Below are 17,533 nucleotides of genomic sequence, written 5' to 3' on the forward strand. Positions count from 1 at the left end.
TCTGTCTCCTCGTTGGTTTGTCGTTGTCGAACTCTGGTTTTCTCAGAAAGCTGCGAGCGCCGCAAGCTGGGCCGACAGCTGCTGTGCGTCGGACGCCACGCCGTAGACGTAGTGATCGGGCCGCACCAGGGCGGCGCTGCAGCCCTGGCGTTCGAACCAGCGCGCCAGCACGCCTTCGGTCTCGGTGCAGCCGGGGGTGCCGAGCTGGACCACGGTGAGGCCGGGCCGCGCCTGCACGCGCGCCTGCTGCCGCAGGGCGGCATCGGCATGGCGATCGAGCACCAGCAGCCAGCCGCTGCCCAGCACATCGTCCATGCGCTTCGGTTCGCCGGCGGCCTGCTGCAGCCAGGGCTGCGGAAAGATGCTGCCGCGCGCAGGGTGCTGCTGCGCGGCCAGCAGGCCGGCGCGCAGCGCGGGCTGCACCTCCTGCCGCGGCGTGGGCTGCACGACACCGCCGCATTCGGCCAGCAGCCTGGCGTCACGCGCGCGGGCACGTGCGGGGTCACGCTCGCCGATGATCTGGCCGATGGCCTTGATGCGGGTGGTGAGGTCGATCACGTGGGCCTTGCGCTCGTGACCGTAGCTGTCGAGCAGGCGTTCGGGCGCGCCGGCATGCAGCACAGCCTGCAGCTTCCAGCAGAGGTTGGCCACGTCACGCAGGCCCTGGCACATGCCCTGACCCAGGAAGGGCGGCTGCTGGTGAGCCGCGTCACCGGCCACGAAGACACGGCCCTTGCGCCACTCGGCAGCCACCAGGGCGTGGAAACGGTAACTGGCCTGACGCCAGAGCGTGGCATCGGCCGGCGTGAGCCAGGGGGCCAGCAGCTTCCAGGTGCCTTCGGGTGTGGCCACCTGCTTCGGGTCTTCGCCGGGCTGAAGAGAGATTTCCCAGCGACGATGCTTGCCTGGGCAGATCAGGTAGGTGCTGGGACGCTCCGGCTTGCAGTACTGCACGCTGGTGGTCGGCAGCTTGGCCAGGCCCTTTTCGTTGACCAGCACGTCCACCACCAGCCAGGGTTCGTCGAAATCCAGGTCTTCCAGCGTGATGCCGACCTGGCCGCGCACGGTGCTGGAGGCGCCGTCGCAGGCGATGACGTAACGCGCCTGCACCGTGGAGGCGGGGCCGTCCTCCCCCTGCAAGGTGAGCGTTGCCTGGTCGGCGTCCTGCGTGATCTGCGTCAGCGTCTGGCCCAGGGCCACGGTGACCGAGGGGAAGGACAAGGCGTGCTCGCGCAGGATGCGCTCGGCCGGCGGCTGGGTGAACACGACCGAAGGCGTGTGGCCCAGCGGATAAGGCGGCGCCACGGTGGACATGCGCTTGATGATCTGGCCGTCCACACCGTAGAAGACCGAGTCGGTGAAGGGCTCGACAAAAGGCTTGATCTTCCTGGCCACGCCCATCTGCTGGAAGAGACGGATGATCTCGTGGTCCATCGCGATGGCGCGGGGTTTGTCGTAGACCTCGCGCGACTTGTCGCACACATAGGTGCGGATGCCCTGCGCGCCCAGCAGGCCCGCCGCCACCGCGCCCGAGGGGCCGAAGCCGACGATGGCGACATCAAAAAGCGTCGCCGCTTTCACGCTCCCCATGCTCAGACCTCGTTCTCGATGGTGTTGCGCAGGACACCGATGCTCTCGATCTCGATCTCGACCACGTCGCCGTGTTTCATCCACACCGGGGGCGTGCGCGCCTGGCCCACGCCGGCGGGTGTGCCCATGACGATGACGTCACCGGGCTCCAGCGTCATGCACTCGGTGAGCAGGGTGATGGTCTCGGCCACGCCCCAGATCATGTCGCGCGTGTTGGCGTCCTGCATGGTCTGCCCGTTCAGGCGGGCCTGGATGCGCAGGTCGGTGGCGCCCGGGGGCAGCTCGTCGGCGGTGACCAGCACGGGGCCGAAGGGGCCGGTGCGGTCGAAGTTCTTGCCGATGCTCCACTGCGGCGTCTTCTTCTGGTAATCGCGCACCGAGATGTCGTTGAAGACGGAGTAGCCGAACACCGCTTCGAGCGCGTTGTCCAGAGTGCAGTGCTTCACGGTCTTGCCGATCACCACGGCCAGCTCGGCTTCCCAGTCCAGGCGCTCGGAGACCTTGGGGCGCAGGGCCCTGGCATCGGGCGCGAGCAGCGAGGAGGCGCAGCGCAGGAAGAACCAGGGGTAGACCGGCTTCTCGCGCCCGCCTTCCTTGGCGTGGTCGTAGTAGTTCAGACCCAGGCAGACGATCTTGCCGGGCTCGGGCAGCACCGGGGCCAGCTGCAGGCTGGCCAGGGGCAGGCGCGGCGCATGGGATGCGATGGCGGTCTGGGCGGCGCCGGTCAGGTCCTGGCCCAGGCGCAGCGCGGTGCGCAGGTCGGCGCTGATCTGGGGCTGGGCCTGGTTGAGGTCGATGACCTCCTTGCCGACGACCACGCCAAGACGCTGTTCTTGGCCCTGGATGTAAGTGGTGAAACGCATGAAAACTCCTGGCTAAAAAAATCAGAAAACAAAAATCAGGAAACGAAAACGATGGCTTTTTGCGCCTGCTTGAGGCGCGCGCTGGGCGGCTGTGAGATGCCCCACTGGTCCACACGGCCGGGCGGCCAGGTCCAGTCCGAGGGTTGGCCGGCCTGGTAGCTGTCGTCCACCTGCTCGACCTCGGCCGTGTACTCGATGACCACATCAAAGGGACCGACGAAGTAGTTGAAGGCGTTGTCGCCCGGGCCGTGACGCCCGGGGCCCCACTCGATGCCGTAACCCGCGTCGCGCATGCGGCCGCCACCGCGCATGACGGATTCGAGGTCGGGCATGAGGAAGGCGATGTGGTTCAGCGCGTCGTTGTCGGTGTCCCCCAGGGCGATGCTGTGGTGGTCGCTGTTGCAGCGCATGAAGGCCATGATGCGCGTGCGGTCCGAGAGCGAGAAGTCGAAGACCTGCTCCATGAAGGCGCGGGTGGCTTCCACGTCGTGGCTGTTGAGAACGGCGTGCGCCAGGCGCAGGGGGCGGTCCTCGGCTTCGTGCGCATCAGGATGCACGGCGTCGCCATGCACCAGGCGGAAGATGCGGCCGTCGGGATCGGCCACGGTGACGGCCGTGCCGCCACCCGGCTCCTGCACGGGGGCAATGGCTTCAAGCACACGGCCGCCCGCAGCGACCACCGCCTGCGCCACGTCCTCCAGCGCCGCACGGCTGCGCGCGCGCAGCGTGACGTTGCGGATGCGTGCCGGGCCAGGGGCCTGGTGCAGGGCCAGCAGGTGGTGGTCGGCGCCGGTGCCGCGCAGATAAATGGCGTCCGTCGTGCGCACGGCCACGCTGAGGTGCCAGGTCTGCGTGTAGAACTTTTCGGCCTCTTGCAGGTCGGGCACATTCAGGGCCACGCTGCGCAGTGCGGCCACGCGTGTGGAGGCATGGGTCATGCGGAGATTCCTTCACTGATGTTTTCAAAACCCAAGACATACCCCGTTCGGGCTGAGCTTGTCGAAGCCTGTCCTGAGCTTGTCGAAGGGTCGAAGCCTGTCCTGAGCCAGGACGAAGAGCCCTTCGACAGGCTCAGGGCGAACGGATGCGGTTTGACGGTCATGATTTATGAAAGCTTTCATACAGTGGGAGACAGTCCCAGAAAGCGACGGGCATTGGCCTGCGTCAGTTGGTCAACGGTGGTCTCGTCGAAGCCGGCGGCACGGATGCGCTCCAGTGGACGGGCATCGTGGAAGTTGAAGGGGTAATCGGTGCCCACCAAAAGCTGCGAAGCACCGAAGGTGCGCACCAGGTGTTGCAGCGTGGGCGTGTCGAAGACCAGGGTGTCGTAATAGAGTTCATGCGCCTGCTCTACCGGCGACTTCAAGACACTGTCTTTGAGCGCGGGGAAAACGCTCATGGCCTGCTGCAGGCGCGGCAGCAGCATGGCCAGCGTGCCGCCGCCGTGGCTGAAGGCCAGGCGCAGGCCGGGCACACGGGCCAGCAGATTGCCCGTGAGCACGGAGGCCGCGGCCAGGCCCACGTCGGTCGGATAGGCCAGCACCTGCTGCAGGGGCGGCGGGCCGACCAGGCGGTCCATGCCGGCCGGGCGCAGCGCGTGCACGAAGACCGGCAGGTCCAGCGCGGCGCAGGCTTCGAAGAAGGGCAGCCAACGCGCATCACCCATGACCACGCCGTTGATATTGCTGCCGATCTCCACACCCTTCAGGCCCAGCTTGTCCTTGAGGTAGTGCAGTTCGGTGATGGCCCGATCCAGGTCCTGCAGGGGCACGGCGCCCAGGCCGATGAGCTTGCCGCCGGACTCGGCCACCATGCCGGCGATCTGCTCGTTGAGGTAACGCACCAGCTGGGCGCCCGCAACCGGTGCCAGCCAGTAGGACAGCAGCTCGGGCATGGGCGAGATGGCCTGCAATTCCAGGCCCATGGCTTCGAAATCAGCGAGGCGGCGCGAGGTGGTCCAGCTCTTGTCGGAGACGGTGCGGTAGTTCTTGCCGGCTATCATCACGCTGCGGTGATGGCAGTCCTGCGCGGGCGCCATGGAGGGCCAGCCGCTGGGCGTGGCGCCACCCAGCCAGGCGGGGAATTCACCGGGGATGACATGGGCGTGGACATCCACGCCGCAGTTGCAAGGCATGCTCAACCCGCAACCAGACCGGCCGACTGGATACCGGCGATGCAGATGGCTTCGTCTTCATCCCCCGTGCCACCACTGGCACCCGCAGCGCCCAGCGTTTCACCGGCGGCGTTCTTGATGAGCACCGCGCCGGTCTGCGGCAGGAACTTGCCGCCGGCCGTGGCGGCCAGGGAGACGAAGAAGTTGGGGTTGTCCTTGGCGCGCTGGCCCAGCAGGCGGCTGGAGGCGCCCATGCCCACGGCGCCCCAGGCCTTGGCCTGGGCCACCTCGAAGCGGAACATGCTGGCACCGTCCTCGCGGGCATAGGCCTTGAGGTGGCCCGCCTCGTCGAGCACGACAACGCCCATGGGCTTGTAGCCGGCGGCCTTGGAATGGGCCAGGGCGCCGGCCAGGATCTGCTGCGCCTGGGCGAGCGTGAGTGTCTGCACCTTGTCTGTCTCCTCGTGGGTCGGACCGCGTCTTGACGCGGATCAATTCAGTGATGAAGGCGAGTCTAGGGAGAGCCCCATCATTGATCTAGTCGATTCCATAAATACATAGAATCCACGGCATGGATATACGATCGGTCGACCTGAACCTGTTCGTGGTGTTCGACGCCATGCTGCAGCACCTCAACGTGACGCGCGCCGGCGAGGCTCTGGGCCTGAGCCAGCCGGCCATGAGCGCGGCGGTGGCGCGGCTGCGCGTGCTCTTCAACGACCCGCTGTTCGTGCGCGCCGGCGCCCTGATGAACCCCACCCCGCGCGCCGAGAGCCTGGGCGCGGTGATCCGGCCCCTGGTGCTGACCATCCAGACCGAGGTGCTGCAGCCCACGGTCTTCGATCCGGCCAGCAGCCAGCGCGTCTACACCCTGCTGACGCCCGACATCGCCGAGATGAACTTCCTGCCGCGCCTGCTGGCCCGTCTGGCCGAGCAGGCGCCGCAGGTCAATCTCAAGACCCTGGCCATGCCGCGCCATGCCGCAGCCTCGGCGCTGGAATCGGGCGCGGCCGAGCTGGCCATCGGTTATTTCCCCGACCTGCACAAGGCGGGCTTCTACCAGCAGCGCCTGATCCGCAGTTCGCACGTGTGCCTGCTGCGCAAGGGGCATCCATTGGGCAAGGGCAAGCTCACGCTGGCGCAGTTCCTCAAGGCCTCGCACGCGGTGGTCAAGCCCGACGGCCGCGAACACGTGTTCGAGCAGTTCCTGCAGGCCAGGGGCATGCAGCGGCGCGTGGTGGTGGAGCTCTCGCACTTCATGAGCCTGCTGCCCATCGTCGAGACCTCGGACCTGATCGCCACCGTGCCGCGCGACCTGGCGGCGTTCTTCGTGCAGCACGGGGAGGTGCGCTACGTCGACACGCCCATGAAGTCACCGGTGATCGACGTGCACCTGTTCTGGCACCAGCGCTTCCAGAAAGATCCGGCCCACACCTGGCTGCGCAAGCTGGTGCATGCGCTGTTCCGGCAGGACTAACGGCTCGGAGCCAGCAGGACCTCGACCGAGGTCAGCCAGCGCACATGGCGCGGTCCGGGGCGCAGATCCTGCAGGGACCGCAGATCCTGCGCCGTGAGCGCGAGCTTGTGCTGCACCAAACCACCCATCTGCAGCAGCACGGGCTCGGCCGCCTGCGCGGCGCCGGCCCAACAGCAGAACAGGAAGAGCAGGGTTTTCATGGCGCGCCGAAGCCGTAGCGTTGCAGCACCGCCTGGCCTTCGGCCGAGAGCAGATGGGCCACAAAGGCGCGTGCCGCCGGCGGCGCATCGCCGCGCAAGGTGAGGCCGTAGGCCGCACCCACCTGCAGCTCGGGCGGAACCTGCACGATCTTCAGGCGCGGCACCTCCTGCTGTGCGGACACGGCGTTGGTGCAGTAGGTCAGGAAGACATCGGCCTGGCCCCGGTCCATGACCCAGGCATAGGTGCCGCGGCCGGCCGGCGGTTTGGGCGAGTCGGCGCCACCCGTGAGCATGAGCGCCTTGGCGTCGAGCGCGGCATAGGCCCCGGCCTGCACGGCCTCGGCCTTGCGGAACAGCAGCCAGGCGTAGTCGCCCGAAGGGTCGGCCTTGGGGGTGGAAGTACCCACGCGCACGTCGGTGCGCAACATCGTGGCCAGCAGCGTGGGGGGCCTGGCCGCGATGTGCGCGGCCGTGAGCGCGCACAGGCTGTTGCGCGTAAAAACCTGGGGGGCCAGCCAGCCCCCGCGCGCGGCCAGGCGCTGAGGGTGATCGGTATCCGCCGAGGCAAAAACCTGCGCGCCCTCGCCCTTCTCGATGCGCTCGCGCAGCAGGCCGGAGGCGCCGAAGGTGAGCGCGACCTTGTGGCCGCTGCGGGCCTCGAAGTCGGCGGCGATGGCGGTGAGCGCCTCGCGCAGGCTGCCCGCCGCGTAGACCGGAACCGGCGCGGCGGGCACGGCCGCCTTATCGTTCATGGCGCAAGCTGCGAGCACCAGGGCGCCGAACAGCCAGCTGATGCGCTTCATGCCGCACGGCCCGGTTTACTGGCCCGCGTTCGGGAAGAAGAGCTGTTCGCCGCCGATCTTGTAGGCAGCGATGGCGCTCTGGCCGGCGGGCGAGACCACCCAGTCCACGAACTTCTGCGCCTGGGCCAGCTTGACCTGCGGGTGCCTGGCGGGGTTGACCACCATCACGCCGTACTGATTGAAGAGGCGCTTGTCGCCTTCGACCAGGATGGTCAGGTCGGCGCGGTTCTTGAAGTTGAGCCAGGTGCCGCGGTCGGCCAGCACATAGGCGCCGCTGGAGGCGGCGATATTGAGCGCCGGGCCCATGCCGCAGCCGCATTCCTTGTAGCCGCTGCCCTTGGCCTCCAGGCCGGCCAGCTTCCAGTAGCGCAGTTCGGCCGCGTGCGTGCCGCTCTTGTCGCCACGCGAGATGAAGTCGCCATTGGCGGCGGCCAGCTTCTTGAGCGCCGCGACGATGTCGCTGCCCTTGGTGGCCAGCGGGTCGGCCTTGGGGCCGATCAGCACGAAGTCGTTGTACATGACCGCCTGGCGCTTGAGGCCCCAGCCTTCGGCGACAAACTTTTCCTCGGCCGCCTGGTCGTGCACGAAGACCACGTCGGCATCACCACGGCGCGCCATGTCCAGGGCCTGACCGGTGCCCAGGGCCACGACCTTGATGTCGATGCCGCTGGCCGCCTTGAAGGCGGGCAGCAGGTAAGAGAACAGGCCCGACTGCTCGGTGGAGGTGGTCGAGGACATGACGATGGTCTGCTGCGCCGAAGCGGCCAACGTGACCACCGCCAGAGTGAGGCCCAGGGCGGCCTGGCGGAAGAGGAAGGTGTAACGGTTCATGCGAGTTCTCCTTTGACGAACATGGCTGCGGATGGTGAGACGGACTGCAGGCGTACTGCATCGAAAAATTCCTGCACCGGCAGGTCGGCCAGCACCTGGCCGAACTCCAGGTAGATGACGCGCGTGGCCAGGCGCTTGACCTGGCCCAGGTTGTGGCTGGCGAAGACGACGGTCATCGGCCGTCCGGCCGTGCCGGCGGCGAATTCGGCCATGAGCTGCTCGACCTCGCGCTTGGCGTGCGGGTCCAGGCTGGCCGTGGGTTCGTCCAGCAGCAGCACCTCGGGCCGCAGGGCCCAGGCGCGCGCCAGCGCCAGGCGCTGCTGCTGCCCGCCCGAGAGCGTGCGCGCGCTCTGGCCGGCCTGGTGCTGCAGGCCCACACGCTCGATGGCGGCCAGGGCCAGGGCCCGGGCCTCGCGCCAGGGTGTGCCGCGCAGCCACAGGGCCAGGGCCACATTGTTCTGCGCGCTGGTGCGCAGCATGAAAGGACGTTGAAAGAGCATGGCCTGGCGCAGGCCTGCGTCGGCCACACAGCTGCCGGCCGTGGGCCGCAGCAGGCCGTGCAAGACCCGCAGCAAGGTGCTCTTGCCGCTGCCATTGGCGCCGACCAGGGCCACGGATTCGCCGGGCTGGATGCTCAGGCTGACGTCGCGCAAGGCACTCAGCCTGCCATATGACAGGCCGGCCGAGCGCAGAGAAAAAACCACCGCGTTCATGCAGCCGCTTCTTTCTCCCTCTCCCCGTGGGAGAGGGAACAAGACGCACCGCACGTGCCTGACCTTCCAGCCGCTCGCGCCAGCGGCGCACCAGCGCGATCAGGGTGTTGAGGCCCAGCACCACGCCCAGCAGGATCAGCCCCAGGGCCAGGGCCANAGAGGGAGAGGGAACAAGACGCACCGCACGTGCCTGACCTTCCAGCCGCTCGCGCCAGCGGCGCACCAGCGCGATCAGGGTGTTGAGGCCCAGCACCACGCCCAGCAGGATCAGCCCCAGGGCCAGGGCCAGGGGCAGGTCGCCCTTGCTGGTTTCCAGGGCGATGGCGGTGGTCATGACCCGCGTGAAGCCGTCGATGTTGCCGCCGACGATCATCACGGCGCCGACCTCGGAGATGGCTCGCCCGAAGGAGGCCATGAGCATGGTCAGCAGGGCGTAGCGCTCGTCCCAGGCCAGCAGCAGGCCGCGCAGGCCGGTGCCCGCGCCCAGGGAGCGCAACTGCTCGCCGTGCTGGGTTTCGGCGTCCTCGATGACCTGGCGCGTCAGGGCCATGGCCACGGGCAGCACCAGGATGACCTGGGCCAGCACCATGGCCTGGAAGTTGAAGAGCCAGCCCAGGTGACCCAGCGGCCCCGAACGCGAGAGCAGCAGATAGACCACCAGGCCCACCACCACCGAGGGCACGGCCAGCAGGGTGTTGAGCAGGGTGAGCAGGGCGTCGCGCCCGGGGAAGCGCGCCACGCCCAGCCAGGCGCCGAGCACCAGGCCCAGGACGCAGGCCATGGCGCAGGCCGTCGCGCTGACCGCCAGCGAACGGCCGACGATGGTCAGCAGGGCGGGATCGAGGGTGCGGATGAGTTGCAGCGCTGTGCTCGCGCTTTCGGTGAACGTGGACATGGATCGGAATGCTTCTCGGGTATCGTACGGATGAGTCCAAAACCCCACCATATGAATCACCGTGCATAGGTTGCAGTTCCACTACACATTCGTCCCGCAGGCGCAGCCGCAGACCGGCCTGATCCGCAACCCCCTGCTGGACCTGTTGCACGCGGTGCAGGAGAGCGGCTCGATCTCGGCCGCCGCGCGGCTGCTGGGCCTGTCCTACCGCCACGTCTGGGGCGAGCTCAAGCGCTGGGAGAACGAGCTGGGCAACGAGCTGCTGATCTGGGAGAAGGGCCAGGCCGCGCGCCTGAGCGAGTTCGGCCACAAGCTGCTGTGGGCCGAACGGCAGGCGCAGGCCCGCCTCTCACCGCAGATCGAGTCGCTGCGCGCCGACCTGGAGCGCGCCTACGCCCTGGCCTTCGACGACTCGGTGCACGTGCTCACGCTCTACGCCAGCCACGATGACGCCTTGAGCGCCTTGCGCACGCATGCCGCCAGCCAGCACCAGCTGCACCTGGACGTGCGTTTCATGGGCAGCGTGGACGCGCTGCGCGCGCTCAACGAGGGGCGCTGCGTGATGGCGGGCTTTCACACGGCGCAGCAGCCCGGCGCGGGCTCGCTGGCCGAAAAGACCTACAAACCCCTGCTCAAGCCCGGCCTGCACAAGATCATCGGCTTTGCGCGGCGCAGCCAGGGCCTGATGGTGGCGCGCGGCAACCCGCTCAAGCTGCACAGCCTGCAGCAGCTGGCCGGCGGCGGCGCGCGTTTCGTGAACCGCGCCCTGGGCACGGGCACACGCGTGCTGCTCGACGAGATGTTGAAGCAGCAGCGCATCACACCCGGCCGCATCAAGGGCTACCGCCACACCGAGCCTTCGCACGCGGCCGTGGCCCAGGCCATTGCCGCTGGCCAGGCCGACGCAGGCCTGGGGATCGAGGCGGCCGCGCGTGCGCGCGGCCTGGACTTCGTGCCCCTGGTGCAGGAGGATTACCACCTGGTGTGCCTGAAGTCGGCGCTGGACGAGCCGGCCGTGCAGGCCCTGTGTACGGTGCTGCAGGATGAGGACTGGTTGCAGCAGCTGCAGCTGCTGCCGGGTTACCAGGCGGCCGGGCGCATGGGCGCGGTGCTGGCCATGAGCCGCCTGCTGCCCTGGTGGAACTACCGCAGGCCCAAGGACAAACCGGCCAGTCCGGCCGCGCGCAAGACGTAGAGCCCGCTCACGGCCTCGCAGGGGACCCCTGCGAGACCGTGAGCGGGCTCTTAGAGGGCGCAGGAGCGGAAGCCGCTGAAGAAGTCGTCGCGCCCGGGCAGGTAGTAGTTGCGGTACTTGGGCGACTTCATGCGCTGGCGCGTGGCCAGCGAGGCGCCGCGCAGCACCTTGTGGGTGCCGAACCAGGGCTCGGAGTAGTCGCGGTAGGGGTCGGCGCTGAAACCGGGGTAACCGTAAAAGGTGCCGGCGGTCCATTCCCACACATCACCCCAGCGGAAACCGCGCGCGGCCCCCTGGTGCGCCGCCACTTCCCACTCGACCTCGGTGGGCAGGCGCCGGCCGGCCCAGCGGCACCAGGCGTCGGCCTCCCACCAGCTCACGTGCATCACGGGCGACCAGCCGCCCAGGCGCACGGTCTGGCCGAACCAGCGCTGCAGCACGCCGCCCTGGCCGCCCCCCTTCACGCCCGGACGCGCCACGCCGATCTGCTCGACATGGCGGGGGGCGCGCCGGCCCTCGCGCTGCACCTGCTGCTGCAGCCAGTCCCAGCCGGCCGGCAGCCAGAGTTCGGGACGGTCGTAGCCGCCGTCGGCGACGAATTCGACGTACTGCGTCCAGCTCACGGGCTGGGCGTCGATCTCGAACTCGGGCACGGCCACCTCGTGCGCCGGGCGCTCGTTGTCGAAGGTGTAGCCCTGGCCCGCGTCCAGGCCCAGGCGCCAGCGCATCGCGGGCAGGCACAGGGGCTCGCGCGCCAGCGCAGGCGCCGGCAGGGGCAGCTGCAGGCGCAGGCCCAGGGTCTGGGCCATGTAGACGAAGGCCTCGCCGTGCATGTCCTCGTGGAAAAGCACCAGGCGGTAGAAGTAGAGGGCGTCGTCCTCGTCCGGGGTCTTGGCCAGCAGCTCCAGCGTGGATTCCAGCGTGGTGAGCAGGTAGGACTTGAGGTCGGCCAGCGGGGGCAGCTCCAGGGCCCAGCGCCGGTCGTGCGGCATGCGGCTGGAATCCCACCAGAAGTCGGCCTGGGGCAGCAGCGAGGCCAGGGGCGTGGCCTGCGGGTCGGCGCGCGGGCCCTGGTGGCGCTGCAGGTTGCGCCCGATCCAGCGCTCCTGAAACCAGCCCACATGGCCCAGCTCCCACAGCGGGGGATTGAGCCCGGGCTGCAGGGGCACCTGCAGGCCCTGGGTGCGCAAGGCCGACTCGTACTGCCCGATCAGGAACAGGGTGTGGTTGCGCGCGTCCATCAGCGCCAGGCTCAGCAGATCACGCCCGGCGCTGCGCAGATCGGCTGCATCCAGCCGCGAGTAGGAAGGCACGGGAAGTTCGAAGGCCATGGCCCATTATTCCCCGGGCCGGGTCCGCTGTCGACCTGACGGTGACCTGACTGCCACAGGCGCAGGTCGGCAGAACTACTTAGGCGTTTACACCCCCTGGAATTGCGCCGGCAGTCCGTTAAAATCGTCCGATTTGCTCGCTTGAGCCGGCCTGCGCCCTGCCGCGCGACCGGCCACCGGGCAAAACCGGATCACCCCTCCTGGAGAGAGCATGCATGTCCTTCTGAAATTCAGCCAGTTCATCGACTGGATCAGCGACAAGTTCGGCAAGATCGCCGCCGTCGGCGTCCTCGCCGCCGCCTTGATTTCCGCCGGCAACGCCTTCGTGCGCTACGGCCTGGACATCAGCTCCAACGGTTGGCTTGAAATCCAGTGGTACATGTTCGCCGCCACCGTGATGCTGGGCGCGCCCATCGTGCTCAAGCTCAACGAGCACGTGCGCGTGGACATCTTCTACGGCAAGCTCAAGAACCACGGCCCGGTCTTCGTGGACCTGTTCGGCCTCACCGTCTTCCTGCTGCCGGTCATGGCGCTGCTGACCTGGTTCAGCTGGCCCTTGTTCGTCAAAATGTACATGACGGGCGAGATGTCCCAGAACGCCGGCGGCCTGATCCGCTGGCCCGCCATGCTGCTGCTGCCGCTGGGCTTCGGCTGGATGTTCCTGCAGGGTCTGAGCGAGATCATCAAGCGCGTGGCCTACCTCATGGGCCTGATCGAGATGGACACCCACTACGAAAAGCCGGTGCAATAAGCACCATCTGCCGCCCCTCACACAAAGACTTCAGGAATCAAAAATGCAGATGGAAAACTTTGCGCCCATCATGTTCGCCGGCCTGGTGCTGGTGATGCTGATCGGCTTCCCCGTGGCCTTCTCGCTGGCGGCCCTGGGCCTGTTCAGCGGCTTCTTCGCCATCGAGATGGGCTGGTTCCCGGCCGAGTTCATGGCCAACCTGCCGCTCAACATGTTCGGCATCCTCAGCAACGACCTGCTGCTGGCCATCCCCTTCTTCACCTTCATGGGCGCCATCCTGGAGAAGTGCGGCCTGGCGGAAGACATGCTGGACTCCATGGGCCAGCTCTTCGGCCCGGTGCGCGGCGGCCTGGGTTACTCGGTCATCATCGTGGGCTTCATCCTGGGTGCCATCACGGGCACCGTGGGCCGGCCAGGTGATCGCCATGGCGCTGATCTCGCTGCCGGTGATGATCCGCTACGGCTACAACATGCGCTACGCCACCGGCGTGCTGGCCGCTTCGGGCACCATCACGCAGCTGGTGCCGCCTTCCCTCGTGCTGATCGTGCTGGCCGACCAGCTGGGCAAACCCGTGGGCGACATGTACAAGGGCGCCTGGGGCCCCTCCATCCTGCAGATCCTGATCTTCGCGGGCTACACCTTCGCGCTGAGCATGATCAAGCCGCACCACGTACCGGGTGTGCCCAAGGAAGCGCGCACGCTCAACGGCTGGGCCCTGTGGGCCAAGTGCCTGCGCGGCATCATCCCCTCGGCCATCCTGATCTTCGCCGTGCTGGGCTCCATGGGCGGCCTGCCCGGCCTGAACACCGCCATCGCCACGCCCACCGAGGCCGGCGCCATGGGCTGCGTGGGCGCGCTGATCCTGGCGGCCATGCACAAGCGCCTGACCTGGGCCCTGGTCTGGGACGCCATGAAGAGCACCATGCGCCTGACCGCCATGGTGGTCTTCATCCTGATCGGCTCGCGCGTCTTCTCCATGGTCTTCCAGGGCGTCGACGGCGCCAAGTGGGTCGAGCACATGCTCAGCCACCTGCCCGGCGGCCAGCTCGGTTTCCTGATCGCGGTGAACATCTTCGTGTTCTTCCTGGCCTTCTTCCTGGACTTCTTCGAGATCGCCTTCATCATCATCCCCATGCTGGGCCCGGTGGCCGACAAGATGGGCATCGACCTGATCTGGTTCGGCGTGCTGCTGTGCGTGAACATGCAGACCAGCTTCATGCACCCGCCCTTCGGCTTCGCGCTGTTCTACCTGCGCGGCATCGCCGACACCCTGTTCAAGGAAAAACGCATCGCCAAGCCGGTGCTCTCCAATGACATCTACCTGGGCGCCATCCCCTGGGTGATCATGCAACTGCTGCTGGTGGCCATCGTGATCTTCGTACCGCAGACCGTGACCGCCTTCCTCGACAAGGAAGAGAAGATCGACTTGGACAAGGTCAATCTGGAACTGGTGATCGAACCCAGCGAGGATGGGCAGGCCGCGCCCACCGCGGAAGAGGCCGCCGATGCCAGCGCCAACGAGGATCAGAGGCGCCTTGAGGACATGCTCAAGGACAGCAAGAAATAAAAGGGCCGGTCGCCCTTTGCCGCATGAACGAAGAGCTGTTGCAAAGCCTGGGCCCGCCGCCCTTCCGCTTCATCCCGACCCAGGCCGGCCTGTCCGGCCCGGCCTTCACCCTCCCTTTCAAGGCCCTGGCCACCGTCATCGTGGCTGCGGGCTCGGCCTGGCTGGCCTCGCTCTGGCGCGCCGGCGCCCTGGGCTCGGGCAGCAGCACGGGCCTGGTCTGGCTGCTCACGGCCCTGGCCCTGATGCTCTACACCTGGTGGCACATCATGCGCAGCCGCACCCGGCTGGACGCAGGGGCGCTGCACCAGACCTGGGTCTGGGACAAGCAGCTGGAACTGCGCGAGCTGGCCTACGGCAAGCTGATCCGCGTGCGCGGGCTGGACTGGCTGATCGCGCCGCGCCTCTATGCCCGCACCCTGATGGGCAAGTTCGCAGTCTTCTACGCCGCCGACCCGGTGTTGCTGGCCGACTTCGAACGCCTGGTGCGCGAAGTGGCTGAATTCCGGAAGATGTGAAACACCCCCAGGCTCCGTTCCCTTCGTTCACTACGCCACCCCTCAAGGGGGCAACGCCAGTGGCCCGGCCAAGCCGGTTCCACGGCATTCCCCGATCAAGTCCTTCTACGATAACGGCTCCTCATGGGCATAAAAAAACCGCGCCGAGGCGCGGTTTTCTTTGGGGCCGCAGGGCCTTACATCTTCTGCGCTTGCATGAAGCTGTCGAAGCGGGCTTCGGTGAAGCGGAACCACTGGTTCTGGTCACGACGGAACACGGCGTAGTCGGCGTAGACCTTCTTCCAGTTTTCGTTCTTGGCCGACAGCTCCTCGTAGAAGCCCATGGCGGCCTTGTAGGCGGCGGCCATCACGTCGTTCGGGAAAGGACGCAGCTTGGTGCCGGCGCCGACGAGCTGCTTGAGCGCGATCGGGTTGCGGGCGTCGTACATGGCCTGCATGGTCACGTGGGCGTGGCTGGCCGCTGCCTGCACGATGGCCTTGTTCTCGGGCGACAGGGCGTCGAAGGCCTTGTTGTTGATGTAGAAGTCCAGCTCGGGGCCGCCTTCCCACCAGCCGGGGTAGTAGTAGTAGGGAGCGACCTTGTTGAAGCCCAGCTTCAGGTCGTCGTAAGGACCCACCCATTCGGCGGAGTCGATGGTGCCCTTTTCCAGCGCGGAGTAGATTTCACCGCCAGGGATGTTCTGCGGCACGCCCCCGATCTTCTCGAGGATCTTGCCGCCGAAGCCGCCGATGCGCATCTTCAGGCCCTTGATGTCCTTGAGTGACTTGATCTCCTTGCGGTACCAGCCGCCCATCTGCGCGCCGGTGTTGCCGCCAGGCAGGTTGATGATGTTGTAGTTGGCGTAGAACTCGCGCATGAGCTTGAGGCCGTTGCCCTCGTACATCCAGGCCGTCATCTGGCGGCTGTTCAGGCCGAAGGGGATGGCGCAGCCCAGGGCAAAGGTCTCGTCCTTGCCGAAGAAGTAGTAGGGAGCCGTGTGGGCCATTTCGATGGAGCCCTGCTGCACGCCGTCCACCACGCCGAAGGCCGGCATGATTTCACCGGCCGCGTGAACCGAGACTTCGAACTTGCCGCCGGACATGGCCTTGACGGACTTGGCGAACACATCGGCCGCGCCGAAGATGGTGTCCAGGGCCTTGGGGAAGCTCGAAGCCAGGCGCCAGCGGACGGTAGCCTGGGCATGCACCGCCGGTGCGACACCGGCGGCCAGCACGCCGGCGATACCGGCCTGCTTGATGAGGGAACGACGATCCATGGTATTTCTCCTTGTAGGGGACTGAGATGGGCCGATTCTAGGAAGCGCCCATCGCAGCAGGCATAGGGAGTTACCCCCGTACGCGCTTCTACGCAAAAAAGAAACGGGCCCGCAGGCCCGTTTCTTGTGCGCATTGTCGTGCGACTTACAGTTTGGCAGAGGCCATGAAACCGTCGTAGCGGAACTCGGAGAAACGGGCCCAGAGGATCTGGTCGCGCTGGAAGGTGCGCATGTCCCGGTGGATGGTCTTGAACTCGGGCGACTTGGCCTCGTGCTCGGCGAAGACTTCCATGGCGGCCTGGTAGCCGGCGTCCATGATCTCCTTGGAGAAGGGCTTGAGCTGGGTTTTGGCCGCCACCAGGCGCTTGAGGGCGATCGGGTTGCGGGCGTCGTACTTGGCCGTCATGTCGCGCGCGGCCACGGCGGTGGCGGCATCGACGATGGCCTGGTTCTCGGCCGACAGGGCGGCGTAGGCCTTCTTGTTGATGAAGAACTCGAGCTCGGCGCCGCCTTCCCACCAGCCGGGGTAGTAGTAGTAGGGGGCAACCTTGTTGAAACCCAGCTTCTCGTCGTCGTAGGGACCGACGAACTCGGTGGCGTCCAGCGTGCCCTTCTCCAGGGCCTGGTAGACCTCGCCGGCGGGCATGTTCTGCGCCACCACGCCCAGCTTGGCCATGGTCTCGCCGAACAGGCCGCCGCCCATGCGCATCTTCAGGCCCTTGAGGTCCTTGACGGTCTTGATCTCCTTGCGGTACCAGCCACCCATCTGGGTGCCGGTGTTGCCGGCGCTGGCGCTCTTGATGTTGTAGGGATCCAGGAAGGCGTCCATGAGCTTGCGGCCGTTGCCGTGCTCCATCCAGGCGTCCATCTGGCGGGCGGTCAGGCCGAAGGGCACGGCGCAGCCGAAGGCGAAGATCGGGCTCTTGCCCGTGAAGTAGTAGGGCGCGGTCTGCGCCATCTCGATGGTGTTGCCCTGCAGGGCATCCACCACGCCGAAGGCGGGCATGATCTCGCCGGCCGCATGCACGGAGACTTCGAACCGGCCGCCCGACAGGGCCTTGACGGTCTGCGAAAACTTCTCGGCGCTGCCGAAAATGGTGTCCAGCGATTTGGGGAAGCTCGAAGCCAGGCGCCAGCGCACGGCGGCCTGGGCGTGGACAGCGGGGGCGGCACCGGCGGCCAGCACGCCGGCGATACCGGCCTGCTTGATGAGGGAACGACGATCCATGTTCTTGACTCCAGTTCAGTGATGCAGGGTTCCTCGCACCTCGGGTGCAGGGAAGCCTTCTAGTGTATTCCTCCGGCCCCGTGGAAACCCTAGGTAATAGCCGCAAGCACGCGTCCTGCCCACCACCCGTACGGGGGCTCGCCCGGGCTTTTCAGGTACCATTCCTCGGAGATGGGGCGTCAGCGCGGCCAACGCTCGAGTGAC

General features: G+C 67.2%; 16 protein-coding genes and 2 pseudogenes. 5 read left to right on the top strand and 13 right to left on the bottom strand.

The features are described 5' to 3' along the window. Window positions 1-42: 42 nt before the first annotated feature. The 5 genes from ACYVH8_RS00305 to ACYVH8_RS00325 form a co-directional block, all read right to left on the bottom strand. A complete protein-coding gene (locus ACYVH8_RS00305) occupies window positions 43-1,590 on the bottom strand; it encodes a bifunctional 3-(3-hydroxy-phenyl)propionate/3-hydroxycinnamic acid hydroxylase (protein WP_460486881.1) in 1,548 nt (515 codons plus the stop codon). Window positions 1,591-1,592: 2 nt separating this feature from the next. Further along, window positions 1,593-2,453 (bottom strand): fumarylacetoacetate hydrolase family protein, encoded by an 861-nt coding sequence (locus tag ACYVH8_RS00310; protein ID WP_460486882.1) that lies wholly within the window; start codon window positions 2,451-2,453, stop codon window positions 1,593-1,595. Between the two features lie 35 nt (window positions 2,454-2,488). Continuing rightward, window positions 2,489-3,391: a VOC family protein gene (locus ACYVH8_RS00315; protein WP_460486883.1), complete on the bottom strand. Its 903-nt coding sequence runs from the start codon at window positions 3,389-3,391 to the stop codon at window positions 2,489-2,491. Window positions 3,392-3,570: 179 nt separating this feature from the next. After that, window positions 3,571-4,569: an amidohydrolase family protein gene (locus tag ACYVH8_RS00320; RefSeq protein ID WP_460486884.1), complete on the bottom strand. Its 999-nt coding sequence runs from the start codon at window positions 4,567-4,569 to the stop codon at window positions 3,571-3,573. Between the two features lie 20 nt (window positions 4,570-4,589). Next, entirely contained in the window at window positions 4,590-5,015 is a 426-nt protein-coding gene (locus tag ACYVH8_RS00325) for a GlcG/HbpS family heme-binding protein (RefSeq protein WP_460486885.1), read from the bottom strand. 122 nt (window positions 5,016-5,137) lie between these two features. On the opposite strand from ACYVH8_RS00325, the gene ACYVH8_RS00330 reads away from it, so the two are divergent. Then, entirely contained in the window at window positions 5,138-6,043 is a 906-nt protein-coding gene (locus ACYVH8_RS00330; protein WP_460486886.1) for a LysR family transcriptional regulator, read from the top strand. Here ACYVH8_RS00330 and ACYVH8_RS00335 read toward each other — a convergent pair. The 5 genes and pseudogenes from ACYVH8_RS00335 to ACYVH8_RS00355 all read right to left on the bottom strand — a co-directional run. After that, complete coding sequence (locus ACYVH8_RS00335) at window positions 6,040-6,243, bottom strand: hypothetical protein (protein WP_460486887.1); 204 nt, start codon at window positions 6,241-6,243, stop codon at window positions 6,040-6,042. The two genes, ACYVH8_RS00330 and ACYVH8_RS00335, sit on opposite strands and share 4 nt — an antisense overlap. Next, window positions 6,240-7,046 carry a molybdate ABC transporter substrate-binding protein gene (locus tag ACYVH8_RS00340; protein WP_460486888.1) on the bottom strand — a complete coding sequence of 269 codons (807 nt, stop codon included), beginning with the start codon at window positions 7,044-7,046 and terminating at the stop codon, window positions 6,240-6,242. The genes ACYVH8_RS00335 and ACYVH8_RS00340 overlap by 4 nt, the downstream gene beginning before the upstream one ends. Before the next feature lie 15 nt (window positions 7,047-7,061). Next, the gene (locus ACYVH8_RS00345; protein WP_460486914.1) at window positions 7,062-7,877 is read right to left on the bottom strand and encodes an ABC transporter substrate-binding protein; all 816 of its coding nucleotides are present in this window, start codon (window positions 7,875-7,877) and stop codon (window positions 7,062-7,064) included. Continuing rightward, window positions 7,874-8,590, bottom strand: a complete 717-nt coding sequence (locus tag ACYVH8_RS00350) for an ABC transporter ATP-binding protein (RefSeq protein WP_460486915.1) — start codon at window positions 8,588-8,590, stop codon at window positions 7,874-7,876. Before ACYVH8_RS00350 ends, ACYVH8_RS00345 begins: the two co-directional genes overlap by 4 nt. A 187-nt stretch (window positions 8,591-8,777) precedes the next feature. Continuing rightward, window positions 8,778-9,485, bottom strand: a pseudogene (locus ACYVH8_RS00355) (ABC transporter permease); the annotation flags it as partial. Between the two features lie 61 nt (window positions 9,486-9,546). On the opposite strand from ACYVH8_RS00355, the gene ACYVH8_RS00360 reads away from it, so the two are divergent. Further along, window positions 9,547-10,680, top strand: a complete 1,134-nt coding sequence (locus tag ACYVH8_RS00360) for a substrate-binding domain-containing protein (RefSeq protein ID WP_460486889.1) — start codon at window positions 9,547-9,549, stop codon at window positions 10,678-10,680. Between the two features lie 50 nt (window positions 10,681-10,730). Here the strand turns inward: ACYVH8_RS00360 and senA are convergent, their stop codons facing one another. Next, window positions 10,731-12,011 (bottom strand): selenoneine synthase SenA, encoded by a 1,281-nt coding sequence (gene senA / locus ACYVH8_RS00365; protein WP_460486890.1) that lies wholly within the window; start codon window positions 12,009-12,011, stop codon window positions 10,731-10,733. Window positions 12,012-12,222: 211 nt separating this feature from the next. On the opposite strand from senA, the gene ACYVH8_RS00370 reads away from it, so the two are divergent. From ACYVH8_RS00370 to ACYVH8_RS00380, 3 genes and pseudogenes are all read left to right on the top strand, one after another. Further along, window positions 12,223-12,762: a TRAP transporter small permease subunit gene (locus tag ACYVH8_RS00370; RefSeq protein ID WP_460486891.1), complete on the top strand. Its 540-nt coding sequence runs from the start codon at window positions 12,223-12,225 to the stop codon at window positions 12,760-12,762. A gap of 43 nt (window positions 12,763-12,805) precedes the next feature. After that, a pseudogene (locus tag ACYVH8_RS00375) lies at window positions 12,806-14,330 on the top strand (TRAP transporter large permease). Window positions 14,331-14,353: 23 nt separating this feature from the next. Continuing rightward, window positions 14,354-14,845: a hypothetical protein gene (locus ACYVH8_RS00380; protein WP_460486892.1), complete on the top strand. Its 492-nt coding sequence runs from the start codon at window positions 14,354-14,356 to the stop codon at window positions 14,843-14,845. 176 nt (window positions 14,846-15,021) lie between these two features. Here ACYVH8_RS00380 and ACYVH8_RS00385 read toward each other — a convergent pair whose 3' ends face one another. Both ACYVH8_RS00385 and ACYVH8_RS00390 read right to left on the bottom strand, forming a co-directional pair. Then, window positions 15,022-16,101, bottom strand: coding sequence for a TRAP transporter substrate-binding protein (locus ACYVH8_RS00385; RefSeq protein ID WP_460486893.1), 1,080 nt, complete (start codon window positions 16,099-16,101; stop codon window positions 15,022-15,024). Window positions 16,102-16,246: 145 nt separating this feature from the next. Then, the gene (locus ACYVH8_RS00390; protein ID WP_460486894.1) at window positions 16,247-17,329 is read right to left on the bottom strand and encodes a TRAP transporter substrate-binding protein; all 1,083 of its coding nucleotides are present in this window, start codon (window positions 17,327-17,329) and stop codon (window positions 16,247-16,249) included. Window positions 17,330-17,533 lie beyond the last annotated feature (204 nt).

It is taken from the genome of Curvibacter fontanus (assembly GCF_054780335.1).

Excerpts from the sequence above, each read along its gene's own strand:
- ACYVH8_RS00305 (WP_460486881.1), bottom strand. The coding sequence starts at position 1,590 with ATGGGGAGCGTGAAAGCGGCGACGCTTTTTGATGTCGCCATCGTCGGC.
- ACYVH8_RS00390 (WP_460486894.1), bottom strand. The coding sequence starts at position 17,329 with ATGGATCGTCGTTCCCTCATCAAGCAGGCCGGTATCGCCGGCGTGCTG.
- ACYVH8_RS00350 (WP_460486915.1), bottom strand. The coding sequence starts at position 8,590 with ATGAACGCGGTGGTTTTTTCTCTGCGCTCGGCCGGCCTGTCATATGGC.
- ACYVH8_RS00340 (WP_460486888.1), bottom strand. The coding sequence starts at position 7,046 with ATGAAGCGCATCAGCTGGCTGTTCGGCGCCCTGGTGCTCGCAGCTTGC.
- ACYVH8_RS00330 (WP_460486886.1), top strand. The coding sequence starts at position 5,138 with ATGGATATACGATCGGTCGACCTGAACCTGTTCGTGGTGTTCGACGCC.
- senA (WP_460486890.1), bottom strand. The coding sequence starts at position 12,011 with ATGGCCTTCGAACTTCCCGTGCCTTCCTACTCGCGGCTGGATGCAGCC.
- ACYVH8_RS00345 (WP_460486914.1), bottom strand. The coding sequence starts at position 7,877 with ATGAACCGTTACACCTTCCTCTTCCGCCAGGCCGCCCTGGGCCTCACT.
- ACYVH8_RS00380 (WP_460486892.1), top strand. The coding sequence starts at position 14,354 with ATGAACGAAGAGCTGTTGCAAAGCCTGGGCCCGCCGCCCTTCCGCTTC.
- ACYVH8_RS00370 (WP_460486891.1), top strand. The coding sequence starts at position 12,223 with ATGCATGTCCTTCTGAAATTCAGCCAGTTCATCGACTGGATCAGCGAC.
- ACYVH8_RS00335 (WP_460486887.1), bottom strand. The coding sequence starts at position 6,243 with ATGAAAACCCTGCTCTTCCTGTTCTGCTGTTGGGCCGGCGCCGCGCAG.
- ACYVH8_RS00315 (WP_460486883.1), bottom strand. The coding sequence starts at position 3,391 with ATGACCCATGCCTCCACACGCGTGGCCGCACTGCGCAGCGTGGCCCTG.
- ACYVH8_RS00385 (WP_460486893.1), bottom strand. The coding sequence starts at position 16,101 with ATGGATCGTCGTTCCCTCATCAAGCAGGCCGGTATCGCCGGCGTGCTG.
- ACYVH8_RS00310 (WP_460486882.1), bottom strand. The coding sequence starts at position 2,453 with ATGCGTTTCACCACTTACATCCAGGGCCAAGAACAGCGTCTTGGCGTG.